Source organism: Bacteroides sp. L008 (genome assembly GCF_040812255.1).
GTDB classification, from domain to species: domain Bacteria; phylum Bacteroidota; class Bacteroidia; order Bacteroidales; family Bacteroidaceae; genus Bacteroides; species Bacteroides vicugnae.
Genome location: NZ_JBFNXO010000001.1, coordinates 3,762,854 through 3,777,841, shown reverse-complemented (window position 1 = coordinate 3,777,841; position 14,988 = coordinate 3,762,854). Strand labels below are relative to the sequence as shown.

Below are 14,988 nucleotides of genomic sequence, written 5' to 3'. Positions count from 1 at the left end.
TACACTTTCTATAAGTGTATCTTTTCTTCGGCTTCTTCAGTTCAAACACAATAACAACGAATGATATCATGAAGAAACTAATGACTATTCTGTTATTGGTTATACCTCACTATATATGTTACTGATCTATTTAATGAGGCACATGAGCACTTGTCCGTCCCGCGTGCCTTAAAGAAATACTAATAACTTAATGAACCATGAAAAGACTATTTGCAACTTTGGTTGTTGCCTCTACTATATATTCGCTCTACGCACGGGAGACTTGTTATAGCGAGTTGAAGGGAGATACATTAGCGATTGGAAATGAGTGTATCGAACGAAAATTTATTTGGAATGACGGTAATCTTATCACCTATAGTTTGAGCGATAAGGTAAACCGGAAAACAACTTTTACAGTAAAGCAAGCACCGGACTTTTTTATTTCCAGGGATATCCGGAAAGTTTCCAACGGGGCTTATTGTGTAGAAAAGGTTGCTGCGACCGATATTCATCCGGCTTACTTGAAGACGACAGTAACATTTTCTTTGGGAGGATTGGATATACAAAGGATTTATCGCATATATGACGGTTGTCCGGCTATAGCATGCGACACTTATCTGCGAGGGACTGTTAACAGTCTTTTGGGCGGACGGGAAGAAAATGCGGCTGACCGGAAAAACATTGAGTTCGTTGAAGACATGAAATCCAAATCCGTTACGGCTATTCTCGACCAATTGTATCTCAAAGGACAGCACTGGCATGCTAAAGCTGTTGAGTTTTGGGATGTGACGGACTGGAATAATAATCTGTTGGCTGAAAGAGATATTATTGCTTATCGTAAGAATAATTACCGTGGAAATTTGCTTTTTGTGCGAAACGGAGAAGACGGTAACGGCTTTTTCTTTCTGAAGGAATCTCCTTGTTCGAGTGTTCAGTTGGCCTATAAAAACGTTGATTTTATAGCAGAATTTGGAAAGTTCATGGTTACAGGACTAGGAATTACCGAAAAGGATATTCAGAAAGAGGAATGGACAAAAACATACAGTTGTGTTACAGGGGTATATGGTGAAGGTGAATTGCAGGCACTGACAGCTCTTCGCAATTATCAGAAGAATATTCGCCGTCACTTTCGGGATCGTGATGAAATGATTATGATGAATACTTGGGGAGACCGTAGTCAGGATACTAAAGTCAATGAGGCGTTTTGTCTGCAAGAGTTAGAGCGTGCAGCTAAATTGGGAATCACTCATTTTCAGATAGATGATGGATGGCAGGTGGGCAAAAGTCCGAACTCTGCGGTGGCCAAAGGTTCCTTTAATAATATTTGGGATAACAAGGACTATTGGAAACCAGACCCTGTGAAGTATCCTCACGGGCTGGTTCCTATCGTAAAGAAAGGAAAAAAACTAGGTATTGAGATTGGCTTGTGGTTTAACCCAAGTGTGCAGAATGACTTTGCTGATTGGGAGAAAGATGCTGAAACATTGATAGGTTTGTATCATGAATATGGTATTCGTATTTTTAAGATTGACGGATTGACTATTCCTACCAAAAAGGCAGAGATTAATCTCCGCAACCTGTTCGATAAAGTCTTGGCACAAACCGATAATAAAGTCATGTTCAATCTGGATGTAACGGCCAGTCGGCGGGGAGGTTATCATATGTTCAATGAATATGGAAATATCTTTTTGGAGAACCGTTATACGGATTGGCAGAATTACTATCCTTACTGGACGCTTCGTAATCTGTGGATGCTGTCTAAATATGTTCCGGCAGAGAAACTTCAAATTGAGTTTTTGAACAACTGGAGAAATATCAAAAAATACGGAGATGATCCATTTGCTCCTGGTCGATATTCTTTCGAATATTTGTTTGCAACCACTATGGCAGGGCAACCATTGGCTTGGTTTGAGGCTTCAAACTTGCCGGAAGAAGCATTGGGCATTAAAGATTTAATCGAGAAGTACAAAACTGTGCAATATGATTTCCATCAAGGAACCATTTTGCCAATTGGCGATGAACCTTCAGGTCGATCTTGGACTGGATTTCAATCTATTTGTCAGCCAAAGAATGGTTATCTTCTTATTTACAGGGAAAATAATGACCGGGAGGAGACATGGATAGAAACCTGGTTGCCTGAAGGTGCTGAAGTGGTATGCACTCCGGTGTTGGGGAATGGGAAGAGGATAGCAACTACTGTGGATAGGAAAGGAGCCATCAAAGTCTCTCTACCAGAGAGTAATGACTTTATGATGTATCGGTATGAGATAAGATAGTTATCCTGTTCGCTGTATCTATAGATCTAGCGTATTGGGCATATATATTCAACACGTTGGATCTATATATCCAACACGCTGGGCATATAGATCCAATAAGTCGGGTACAAATAGCTAATAGCTACGAAAATAAATGTTAACTTCATAAACAGATAAATTAATGCAAATCAGTAAAAAGACAATCGTATGTATGTTGCTATTTATTCTTTTTGCAGGGAATATGGTAGCTCAAAATTTGATGACTAATGTATATGGCCGGGATATTCGTTCCTTAAATGGTAAATGGAATGCCATCATTGATTTATATGACCAGGGGCGGGGAATGAAGGTATATAGGAATCAAAGGCCTAAGGGTGCCACTGATTTCTATGAATATTCTTTTAAAGGAGGATTGCGGTTGAATGTTCCCGGAGATTGGAATTCACAAATGCCGGAACTTAAATACTACGAAGGAACCGTGTGGTATGCACGCCATTTTGATGCTAAACGGTTGGTGGATAAGCGTCAGTTCCTTTATTTTGGAGCTGTCAGCTATCGTTGCCGCGTTTATCTGAATGGAACGGAAATCGGTAGTCATGAAGGGGGATTTACACCTTTTCAGATAGAAGTGACAGACCTGCTGAATGAAGGCGATAATTTCATTGTGGTTGAGGTGAATAATCGTCGTACAAAAGATGCCATTCCCGCCATGTCATTTGACTGGTGGAACTATGGTGGTGTCACACGTGATGTATTATTGGTTACTACTCCACAAACATATCTGGAAGATTATTTCATCCAATTGGATAAGGAATCTCCCAATCAGATTATTGCTAAAGTACATCTTTCAGATAAGAAGCCGGGTGAGAAGATTACCATTGCTATTCCAGAACTGAAAACAAGCATTGATATGCAGACTGATGCAGAAGGAAAGGCAGAAGGAAAGTTCAACGTGAAGAAGTTACAACGTTGGTCACCGGAGAATCCCAAACTCTATGAAGTAATAATTTCCTCTGCTGGTGATTGTGTAAAAGAGCAGATCGGTTTTCGCAATATCACGGTGAAAGGAACAGATATTTATTTGAATGGTAAGCCGGCATTCATGTGCAGCATTTCTTTTCATGAAGAAATCCCCCAACGTATGGGACGTGCATTTTCCGAAGCTGATGCAGCTATGCTGCTTGATGAGGCGAAAGCACTTGGTGTGAATATGATCCGTCTTGCACACTACCCGCAGAATGAATACACGGTTCGGTTGGCCGAAAAAATGGGTTTTATCCTCTGGCAAGAAATACCTATTTGGCAAGGAATTGATTTTATTGATAATAATACTCGCAAGAAAGCTCAAAGGATGCTGACGGAAATGATTAAACGCGATCAGAACAGGTGTGCTGTCGGATATTGGGGGATTGCAAATGAGACACAGCCATCTAAAGAAAGGAATGAATTCCTTACCTCACTTTTGGAGACAGGTAAGAAATTGGATACAACCCGTTTGTATGTAGCAGCTTTCGACTTGGTGCGCTTTAACCGTGAAAAAAAATGTTTCGTGATGGAAGATTCATTTACTTCACAGTTGGATGTTGTGGCAGTCAATAAATATATGGGTTGGTATCATCCTTGGCCAATTGAGCCGGAAAATGCTGCCTGGAAAGTGATACCGGACAAACCGCTGATTATATCCGAATTTGGTGGCGAAGCATTATACGGGCAGTCGGGAGATGAGAATGTGGCAAGTTCATGGAGTGAAGAATATCAGGCCCGGCTTTATAGAGACAACATCCGTATGTTTGATAATATACCAAATCTTCGAGGCGTATCACCCTGGATTTTATTTGATTTCCGCTCTCCGTTCCGTTTCCATCCGACCAATCAGGATGGTTGGAATCGGAAAGGCTTAATCTCGGATCAGGGGATGCGCAAGAAAGCGTGGTACTTGATGAAGGATTATTATAAAACAAAAGCTGGTGAGTAGAAAACTAGTTATGATGTCGGCTGGTAACTAGTCGTGTTATCAGGTACTGGCTATCATATTGCTCACCAACATTTGGAAAAAGACCATTAATAGATATTTATATGAGAAACAAGTTGATAGAATTAGCTTTTATTGCATTTGCGATGGTAGTTCAATTATTACCGATGAAGGCGCAGACGCAAGAGATAGACTTATCCGGTAAGTGGGGATTTCAGACAGATGTGATGGATTTCCGGCGTGGCTCGCTGGATGTTCGTTATATGCATCGTTTGCAAGAATCAATTGTATTGCCGGGGATCACGGATGATTATAAGATAGGTTACAAATCTCCTTATCGCCATATCGATCGTTTGACACGTGTGTATGAGTATATGGGGCCGGCTTGGTATCAACGTGAAATCATTATTCCGGAAGAATGGAAAGGGAAACGTATTTTCATGTACTTTGAACGGACACATTGGTTAAGTTCCATTTATGTAGACACGAAGGAAGTTAGTAAGATTGATTATGTCAGTGTACCTCACAATCATGAATTGACGGATTTTGTGAAACCGGGTAAGGCGCACCTTTTTACAGTATGTATTGATAATCGTTATCAGTACGATACGCACAAATGGGATCATGCCCATTCCGAATTTACGCAAATTAACTGGAATGGCATACTGGGTGAAATGAAGTTGATGGCTATAGACCCTGTATATATTGAAGATATGCAGTTATATCCGAATGTAGCAGACTGTTCGGTGAAAGTAAAAATGAAGATATTGAATCATACTCATAAACCGGTTACCGGGAAAGCTACTTTTACAATCTCCGGCAATCAGTATGATTTGAATAAAGAGATGGCAGTCAGTGGTAATGATTCTGTTTTTTATGTGGAAGATGTGATTGCATTAGGGAAAAATATTCAGTTGTGGGATGAATTTACCCCCAATCTTTATACCTTGCAGTGCAAGTTGGCTACGACTGCCGATAATGAAAACTATCAGCATTGTAAATCCACCATTTTTGGTATGCGTGAGATAGCGGTGGATAAAGATAAAATTTATCTCAACGGTCACCGGATACATTTACGCGGTACGGTAGAGAACGCTGTATTTCCTAAAACTGGGTATGCCCCGGTAGATGATGCTTCCTGGGAACGTGTATTGACTATTTTGAAGGACTATGGAATGAACCACATGCGTTTTCATTCCTGGTGTCCGCCTGCGGCTGCCTTCAGGGTAGCTGATAAATTGGGAGTTTACCTGGAAGTAGAAATGCCGATGTGGGGAAAAGATGCTGAACCGGATGAGGCCCGTTACAATTTCTTTCGTCGTGAGCAGAAAGCCATACTGAAGGAGTATGGCAATCACCCTTCTTTTGTACTTTATTGTAATGGTAATGAGATTACCGGAAACTTTGACTTTATTGAGGAACTTACTCATTATGGACGGACAAATGACAGCCGCAGATTATACAGCGGTTCGACAGCCCGTACCCGCGTCAAGTCCGACCAATTCTATATTACTCATCAGACAACTAAAGGGCATATGGCTATTTATGAAGGAAGACCATATACTGATTGGGACAAAAATAAAGAATTAGGTATTGATGTACCTGTGATTTCCCATGAGTCGGGACAACGTTGCATCTATCCTAATTTTAAAGAAATACCTAATTTTACAGGTCCTGTGCAGGCGCGTAATTTTGAAGTGTATCGTGACTCGTTGGAGGCACATGGGATGCTGGATCAGGCTGATGATTTCTATCAGGTTTCCGGTGCGCAAACCGTACTTGAATATAAAGATGTGATTGAAGCCCAGCTACGTACCTGGTTGAAGTCAGGTTTCCAACTTTTGTCAATTAATGATTTTACAGGGCAGGGGTATGCTCCTGTTGGTATTCTCGATCCTTTCTGGAATTCCAAAGGATTAATTACGCCAGAGAAATTCAGGGAATTCTGTGCGCCGACTGTTGCTTTGCTACGTTTTCCGCAACGTTCGTATTACAATGACGAAGTGTTCACGGGAAAAGCGGAAATCTATAATTATAGCCTTTCTACTCTAAAAAATGCCAAGTTTAAATGGTGGGTGACAGATAAAGATGGAAAAGTATTGAAAAGCGGAAAACTAAAGACACAGAATATCGGTAATAATGGTGTTTTTCCTGCAGGAGAATTTCGTTATGCACTAAATGGCATCGCTGCTCCTCAAAAGTTGACTGTCCATTTGTCAGTTAATCATACAATAAATAATAGCTGGGACATTTGGGTATATCCTCGCCGGGACCTGAAAGAATTGATGCAATCTACAGCAGATGTTCTCTATACAACGGTTTTTGATGCCAAGGCTAAACGGTTCCTTGAAGAAGGGAAGAAAGTTGTTTTATGTCCGATGCCGGCCAAAGTGAAAGGGCGTAGTTCTAATTTTCATAATCATTTCTGGAATCCTATCATGTTCAAGTGGAAACCGATGACATTGGGTTGTCTGATTCATACAGACAAGGGCATGTTTGATGATTTCGTCACGGAAAAACATCTCGATTGGCAGTGGTGGGATATCCTGGCACATGCTAAAGTAATTGAGATGGACGAGGCACCACGCCAGTTACGTCCGTTTATTCAAGTGATAGATAGTTATGAGACCAACCACAAATTGGGAATTGGTTTTGAGGCTAAAGTAGGAAACGGAAAGCTAGTGGTATTGGCGTTAGATACGAAGAAAGAAATGGAGAAACGTCCCGCTACTCAACAGCTGTTGGTTAGTATCGATCGTTATGTAAAGAGTGATCGCTTCAGCCCGCAGGTGAAGGTAGAGGAATCATTTATAGAATCATTCTTAAGAAAATAGAGAAAGGATGAAAAGTTTTAGTTTAATTCTAGGTCTGTTATTTATGACATCTGTATCAGCACAGGAAATACAGATGTCGGAGACGGCTTCTTTGGAACAAATTTACGGAGAAGTGCAGGAAGCACAGGAATTGTTGCCAATGAATGAATTGGGGATAGAGTTTGGATACGCTCTTTATGAAACAACGGTCACGGCAGGAGAGAAGAATCCCGTGTTAGCATTGGAAAATGTAAGGGACTATGCTTCTGTGTATGTAGACGGAAGGTTGCAGGGATGGATAACCGAAGAGAAAAAAACAATCGCCCTACAAATGTCTGCAGGTGAACACACCTTGCAGTTGTATGCGGAAAATATCGGTCGTATTACCTATGGACCGGAGATACTGGATAACTCCAAAGGGCTTTTTGGCAGCATAACTTTGTCAGGCACGGAAATCGAGAATTGGAAAATGATTCCTTTGGCGGTACGTGAATGTTCGGTCGGTGAACTGACTTTCACTCCACAGGCGAACGGTGGTATCCCTTGTTTCTATAAAGGATTATTTACGGTAGAGACGCCTGCAGAAACATATTTGGATGTTTCTGGCTGGGGAATGGGGGAAGTATGGGTGAATGGGCATTATGCGGGTTCTTACTGGGAACAGAATGCGCAGCAATCCATACAACTACCGGCAGATATATTGCAAAAGGGAACAAACTCTTTGATCGTTTTTGAACTGAAAAGTAACGGCAAACGCATTATGCGCTTGTCTGATAAAGCCATATTTAATTAAATGAAAGAAGTAATGATGACAAAAAGGTTTGTAGTGTGCGGGTTGTGCCTTTGTATAATGCTTTGTACACTTGAAGCAAAGAAAGAAAAGTCTCCTGTATATAAGAATGCAAATGCTCCGACAGAGAAGCGTGTGGAGGATTTACTCTTGCGCATGACAATGGAGGAGAAGGTACTTCAACTAAGTCAGTACGTTGCGGGACGGAATACGAATGCGAACAACATTGGTGAAGAAGTGAAGAATATTCCGGCGGAAATCGGTGCACTTCTTTATTATAGTACCAGCCCCCGTCTGCGTAACGATATACAGAAAAAGGCGATGGAAGAATCTCGATTAGGTATACCTGTCCTGTTTGGGCATGATGTGATTCATGGATTCCGTACGGTTTATCCGATTTCCATTGCACAGGCTTGTTCGTGGAATCCGGCTTTGGTGGAGAAGGCTTGTGCTATGGCTGCCAAAGAAGCACGCCTGGCTGGATTGGATTGGACGTTTTCACCGATGATTGATGTGGCACGTGATCCTCGTTGGGGACGTGTTTCCGAGGGATATGGGGAAGATCCGTATACGAACGGGGTCTTTGCTGTAGCTTCCGTGAAAGGGTATCAGGGCGATGACTTGGCAGATGGAGAGCATATTGCTGCTTGCCTGAAGCACTATATCGGTTATGGAGCTTCGGAGGCGGGGCGTGACTATGTGTACACGGAAATCTCTTCGCAGACTCTTTGGGATACCTACATGCTTCCCTATGAAATGGGAGTAAAGGCGGGGGCTGCTACCCTGATGAGTGGCTTCCACGATATCAGTGGTGTACCTGCCTCTGCCAATCATTATACGATGCGAGAGGTGTTGAAAGGTCGTTGGAATTATGACGGATTTGTAGTTTCAGACTGGGGATCCGTTGTTCAGCTGATTTCTCAAGGAGCTGCCGCTAATCTGAAAGAAGCTAGTGAAAAAGCAATAATGGCAGGTGTGGATATGGACATGATGTCTCGTGGATATGACAAATACCTGATTGAATTGGTGAAGGAAGGCAAGGTGCCGGTAGAGGTGGTGAATGATGCCGTTCGCCGTATACTCCGTCTGAAGTTCAGATTGGGTTTGTTTGAAAACCCTTATATCAGAGAGACTACAGAGAAAGAGCGCTTTTTACAGCCGGAAGACATAAGGTTGGCGGAGAAACTGGCAGAAGAGTCTTTTGTATTGCTCAAGAATAGGGAGAATCGGTTGCCATTGCCGGTGGATACGAGGGTTGCGGTGATTGGCCCCTTGGGTAAAAATCGCTGGAACTTATTGGGGTCTTGGACGGCTCACGGTAAAGATGGTGATGTGATAGGAATTTATGATGGACTAGAATTAGAATTAAAGGATAAATCGCAATTGCTGTATGCCAAAGGATGTGAATTTGAAGGCAATGATGAATCCGGCTTTGCCGAAGCTGTCGCTACGGCAAAGGAGGCGGATGTAATCCTGCTCTGTTTAGGTGAAAAGCGGAACTGGAGCGGAGAGAATGCTTCGCGTGCCTCTATTGCCTTGCCGAAAATACAGGAAAAGTTGGCCATGGAGTTGAAGAAGACAGGCAAACCGATTGTACTGCTTCTGTCGAGCGGACGTCCTTTGGAACTCTGCCGTCTGGATCCGGTTTGCGATGCTATTATCGAAATCTGGCAACCGGGCATTGCTGGCGGTAGACCGCTTGCGGGTATTCTTATGGGGAGAATCAATCCTTCCGGTAAGTTGCCTATTACTTTCCCTTATACTGCTGGGCAGATTCCTATTTATTATAATCGGCGTCAGAGTGCCCGTCCTCACCAAGGCAAATATCAGGATGTTACAATTGAACCGCTTTATGAGTTTGGGCATGGATTGAGTTACACTACCTTTGAGTATGGTGATCTCAAAGCCTCTGCTACTCAACTATGTCCGGGAGATAAGCTAACTGTAGAAGTACTAGTGACCAATACTGGTGATAGAGACGGTATGGAGACTGTTCATTGGTTCATTACGGATCCTTATTCTACAATTACTCGTCCGGTGAAAGAATTGAAATACTTTGAGAAGCGAATGCTGAAGGCAGGTGAGACTGGAATATTCAAGTTCGAAGTGGATTTGTTGCACGATCTGGGTTTTGTGGATGGAGATGGCAGACGTTTTTTTGAATCGGGTACATATTACATACAAGTGAAGGATAAGAAAGTAAAGGTAGAAGTAGCTACTGAATCATAAACTAATGAATATATAATGAAGAAATTTTTTTTATTGGGAACTTCTCTGATATGTGTTGCTTTGATAATGGCAGCAGAAGTTCCTTTTCAAAAAGCAGAGATCAAATCTATCATGCGAAAGGTTGCAGATTGGCAGATTGCCAATCCACATCCTGCCCCTGAGCATGAAGACCTGAACTGGCCGCAAGGTGCTCTTTATGTCGGCATGATCGATTGGGCTGAATTGGCCGAAAAAGAAGACAATGATGACAGTTATTATAAATGGCTGACTCATATTGGCCGCCGGAATTGCTGGCAGCCGGATAAACGGTTTTATCATGCTGATGACGTTGCTGTATCACAGTCTTTTTTGGATCTATATCGCAAATACAAAAATGAATCAATGATTATCCCTACGCTGGCTCGCACGGAATGGATTATTGATCATCCATCTAATGGTAGTTTCAAATTGGTGGATGGCGACTTGAAGACTTTGGAACGCTGGACTTGGTGCGATGCCCTCTTTATGGCTCCTCCTGTATATGCCAAGCTGTATATGTTGACTGGTGATAAGAAGTATATCAAGTTTATGAATCGCGAGTATAAAGCGACTTATGATTATCTGTTCGACAAAGAGGAAAAACTGTTTTATCGTGACTGGCGGTATTTTGAGAAACGCGAGGCCAATGGGAAGAAAGTCTTTTGGGGGCGTGGTAACGGCTGGGTACTTGGTGGTTTAGTTGAAATACTGAAAGAGCTTCCTAAGAAGGATAAGAACCGTAAATTTTATGAGGAATTGTTTGTGAAACTGGCTACACGAGTTGGGGGGCTGCAACATCCTGATGGCTTTTGGCATGCAAGTTTGTTAGATCCTGCTTCTTATCCTTCACCGGAGACAAGTTGTACAACATTTATAGTTTATGCTATTGCTTATGGTATTAATGAAGGGCTATTGGATAGAGAAACTTATCTTCCAGTGATGATAAAAGGATGGAAAGCTCTTATTTCAGCAGTGGAACCCAATGGAAAGTTAGGTTATGTGCAGCAAATTGGTGCTGATCCAAAGAAAGTAACCCGTGACATGACGGAGGTTTATGGAGTAGGTGCTTTCTTGATGGCAGGTAATGAAATTTACAAGATGGCGAAATGATTTATTTCTATATAAAAAGGAAATTGTATCAAAACTGAAAATACCCACTCTATAAAGTTCAGATTGTAATTATTGAGTATAGAAGAACCATATCAAACCCTGTTTTTGAGTGTTGATATGGTTCTTCTTATTGTTGGAAAAGAATAATCTCATAGAAAACATACTAAAATTAGAAATAATCAGTAAAACGAATATTTTCGTGGCATAAATATTTCTGTGTTTCCTTATTTTCAATACATTTGCGGCATGCATGAATTTGTTTCATCATACCTGTGTAATTGAAAAAATATCGCGATAGCTTAATGGATAGAATCTTGATGAAATAAGCTTTTTAGGGAATGGTCAGGTAACTCCACATTAATTTTAATATTTGTTGAAAGATAAGTCGTTTTAAAATGTGCATTAATCGATTGAAAATGTTAATTTAGTATAACGATACCTATATAATACATGAAGTTTAGGTGTCAATATATAAAGTAGTAATCTAATATATCTTAAATGGAAGACCTGGAAAGAGAACTTTTGTTGATATCGAAAGGGGATGAACTGGCCTTTAATAGTTTCATGAATCGATACTCGAGAAGACTATACTATCATGCCTTTGGTATTCTTAGTAAGAAAGAAATGGCTGAAGAGGTGGTGAGTGATGTCTTCCTTGAAGTGTGGAGACTACGTAGGACACTTTTGGAAATTGTTAGCATGTCGAGCTGGTTGAATACGATTGTTTATCGAAAATCAATTTCTTATTTACGGAAAGAGATCAAAAGTAATCAAGAAATATCTTTTGAGGAACTCCAAGATTTCTCTTTTCCTGATATGCAGAGTCCAATGGACGACATGCTTTCACGTGAAGAAATGCAATGTTTGAATGAAGCGATTAAAAGTTTACCGCCTAAATGTAAGCACGTATTCTTTTTGGCAAAACTAGAACAAATACCTTATGCAGAGATTGCGCATATGTTGCAAATTTCGCTTCCTACTGTGAATTATCATATAGGATATGCTATGAATGCTTTGAAAAAGAAACTTGTGAATGGGTGATTTGAAAAAAAAGAGCCCTGAAAGAAAAAAGTTGAATTTAAACCTATAGATAAATCTAACCTCTGCGTCTTTATAAGTAGAAAGGAACTTCTAAGGTAAAGATTGTAAAAGGGAAAAGATTTTGAAAGGATAAAAAGAATTGAAAATGGATAAAGATATTAATGATTATACATATGGGGATTTGCCGGGTGACCTCAAGTTGAAGTCGTTTATGGAGCATAGTACTCCGGTAGAGATAGATATTTCTGCTATTAAGAAAAAGGCTTTCCTGAAAATACATCAACAAGAACGTAAACGCAAACGGCGACGCATTTTGATGTATGTTGCCTCGACGGCTGCTATGTTGCTTCTTTTAATAGGTGTTAGATATATAGTTGCAGAGGATGCAATGGACGGTTTACCCCGTGCGGAAGTTATGGAATTAATGGCTGATGTATACGATGAGGAGGTGGAAGTGCCTACTGGTGAAAAAATGACGTTGATGTTAGCTGACGGCACTAAGATTATAGCCAATTCCCGTACTATTGTTCGTTATCCCAAACGTTTTGAGGGCGATTGCCGTGAGATATACGTGAAGGGTGAAGCCTACTTTGATGTGGCACACGATGCAGAACATCCATTTTTGGTTTATTCGGATAATTTTAGGGTGAAGGTACTCGGAACAAAGTTTAATGTGAACAATTACGATGCTTCGGATTCGCAAGTGGTATTGGTTCAAGGATCGGTAGAATTGAAAACGGCAAACAATGATCGGGTTCGTATGAAACCAAATGAATTGGTGAATTTGCAAGAGGGGAGTTTCGCCGAAAAACGAACAGTGAATACTGATGAATACACTTGCTGGATGCAGGGTATGATTAACCTTGATGGTGAAAGTGTAGAGTCCGTGGCTCAACGACTCAGCCATTATTATGGGGTGACAATTATGTTTGACGACGGGATGTCGGCAGATAGATTTTACGGCAGGTTAGTGCTTAGTGATCATGTGAATGAAACCTTACATGCCATTGAAACCATGACCCAAACTCGTATGGAAATTCATGGTGATACGATCTACTTAGTGAAGGAATAACTGCTTTTTTTATCGGTTTTTCCCGGATTAAATAATTACATAGGAACTTATTATTAACCAATTTATAATGCCTTCATAGCAAGGCAGAGGAGATTTACACCCCTTTTTCGAAAGGAGATGTTGTACCTCATTAATACTATTGAGAAAGATGAGAAGATACACTTTGTTATGCACATTTATGCTTTTTATATCGGTTCCAGCACTCTGCAGATGGACTTCTGTACATACAAAATCAGCTATAACTAAAGGTGTGAAGATGCTTGATCAAACAGTCTGTTTCGAGCCTGATACTACTTCTGTACTCAAAAATCCCCTAACAGGTTGGGTGATGTATTTGGGACGTGCATGGGATGAAAACTTTTGGCAAACTCACCATTATGATGCTATGCCCGTAAATGGTGGGGATTCCACTGTTCGCGTGAGCGATTACGCCGGTACATGTTACATTCGCATCAATTGGAATATGCTTGAGAGTAAAGAGGGAGATTATGTATGGAACGATCCGGACTCACGTATCTATAAATTGCTTGCTTCGGTGCGTGAACGTGGTATGCGACTGGCTTTCCGTATCAATGTAGACAGCCGCGACCAAGGACAGAACACACCTCTTTATGTAAAGGAAGCCGGTGCGAAAGGTTTTCAAGCTCCTAATAATCCCCAAATATGGTCGCCTTATCCTGACGATGCTGTGTTTCAACAGAAATACGAAAAGTTCCTTCAAGCCTTTGCTGTTGCTTTTGACGATCCCGATAAAGTAGATTTTATTGATGCTTATGGGCTTGGTAAATGGGGAGAAGCACATGGCGTGAAGTATAATAACTACTCAAATAAAGTAGAAGTATTCGAGTGGATTACCGATACCTATGCAAAAGCTTTCAAACGTGTGCCATTGGTGATAAACTACCATCGTTTGGTGGGGGATACCATCAGCTGGGCAGAACCACACCCTGATAGTAAAAGATTGCTCGAAAGAGCCATTGCCAAAGGATACACCATTCGTCACGACGCTTTTGGCATGACTGGTTACTACGAACAGTGGGAAAAAGATTTTGCCCGTGCTTACCGCTTTCGCTTGCCCATCATTATGGAGGGAGGATGGATTACCGGAGCGCACCACCGTTACTGGATTGATCCTAGTGGCAAGTATCGCCAGGGGCATTCGGAAGATGTGCGCTGGGGCGAGTACGAAGAAAGCCGTAATGCCCATGTCAATATGATGGATCTTCGCATTGGTGATGAAGTAGCCTCGTGGTTTAATAGCTCTTTCGATTTGGTGAAGCGTTTCGAACGTGAGGGAGGATACCGGCTCTATCCCACTGAGGTAAGTTTTGTAAATAAAGCCCGTTCAGGCGAGCGTGTGAGCGTGCAACACAATTGGCGCAATCTAGGTTGGGGATACTGTCCTACCAATATTCCTCAATGGAAAGGAAAATATAAAGTCTGCATCGCTTTGATGGATGACAATCATAACATTGTGAAAAAACAGCTTGCAGATGAGGCTGATCTCTCAACTTGGGTACAAGGGCGTGATGGTCATTATACCACAACTGTCAATTTGGATGGACTTCAAAAGGGAAACTACACTTGGCTTATTGGTTTGGTTGATACAACCAAAGCATGCCAGCCGGGCTTGAAAATGGCGGTCGACAAGAATCTTCTATTTGAGGGATGGTGCAAAGTCGGTAAACTTAAAATCAACGACTAACTGG

The 14,988-nt window shown here is 41.4% G+C and carries 9 protein-coding genes; all 9 read left to right on the top strand.

The window, feature by feature from the left end; translation table 11 throughout:
- Nucleotides 1-197: 197 nt before the first annotated feature.
- The 9 genes from AB3G73_RS15090 to AB3G73_RS15050 all read left to right on the top strand — a co-directional run bounded on the left by AB3G73_RS15090 (nt 198) and on the right by AB3G73_RS15050 (nt 14,984).
- Nucleotides 198-2,255, top strand: a complete 2,058-nt coding sequence (locus tag AB3G73_RS15090) for an alpha-galactosidase (RefSeq protein ID WP_195649354.1) — start codon at nt 198-200, stop codon at nt 2,253-2,255.
- A gap of 160 nt (nt 2,256-2,415) precedes the next feature.
- Nucleotides 2,416-4,209 (top strand): glycoside hydrolase family 2 protein, encoded by a 1,794-nt coding sequence (locus AB3G73_RS15085; RefSeq protein ID WP_195649353.1) that lies wholly within the window; start codon nt 2,416-2,418, stop codon nt 4,207-4,209.
- Nucleotides 4,210-4,310: 101 nt separating this feature from the next.
- A complete protein-coding gene (locus tag AB3G73_RS15080) occupies nt 4,311-7,040 on the top strand; it encodes a sugar-binding domain-containing protein (RefSeq protein WP_195649352.1) in 2,730 nt (909 codons plus the stop codon).
- Nucleotides 7,041-7,047: 7 nt separating this feature from the next.
- A complete protein-coding gene (locus tag AB3G73_RS15075; RefSeq protein WP_229128605.1) occupies nt 7,048-7,812 on the top strand; it encodes a hypothetical protein in 765 nt (254 codons plus the stop codon).
- A gap of 15 nt (nt 7,813-7,827) precedes the next feature.
- The gene (locus AB3G73_RS15070; RefSeq protein WP_195649404.1) at nt 7,828-10,038 is read left to right on the top strand and encodes a glycoside hydrolase family 3 N-terminal domain-containing protein; all 2,211 of its coding nucleotides are present in this window, start codon (nt 7,828-7,830) and stop codon (nt 10,036-10,038) included.
- Between the two features lie 15 nt (nt 10,039-10,053).
- Nucleotides 10,054-11,166: a glycoside hydrolase family 88 protein gene (locus AB3G73_RS15065; protein ID WP_320980223.1), complete on the top strand. Its 1,113-nt coding sequence runs from the start codon at nt 10,054-10,056 to the stop codon at nt 11,164-11,166.
- A 498-nt stretch (nt 11,167-11,664) separates the two neighbouring features.
- Nucleotides 11,665-12,207: an RNA polymerase sigma factor gene (locus tag AB3G73_RS15060; RefSeq protein ID WP_195649350.1), complete on the top strand. Its 543-nt coding sequence runs from the start codon at nt 11,665-11,667 to the stop codon at nt 12,205-12,207.
- A 145-nt stretch (nt 12,208-12,352) separates the two neighbouring features.
- Entirely contained in the window at nt 12,353-13,279 is a 927-nt protein-coding gene (locus AB3G73_RS15055; protein WP_195649349.1) for a FecR family protein, read from the top strand.
- 148 nt (nt 13,280-13,427) lie between these two features.
- Nucleotides 13,428-14,984, top strand: a complete 1,557-nt coding sequence (locus tag AB3G73_RS15050; RefSeq protein WP_320980221.1) for a DUF4832 domain-containing protein — start codon at nt 13,428-13,430, stop codon at nt 14,982-14,984.
- Nucleotides 14,985-14,988 lie beyond the last annotated feature (4 nt).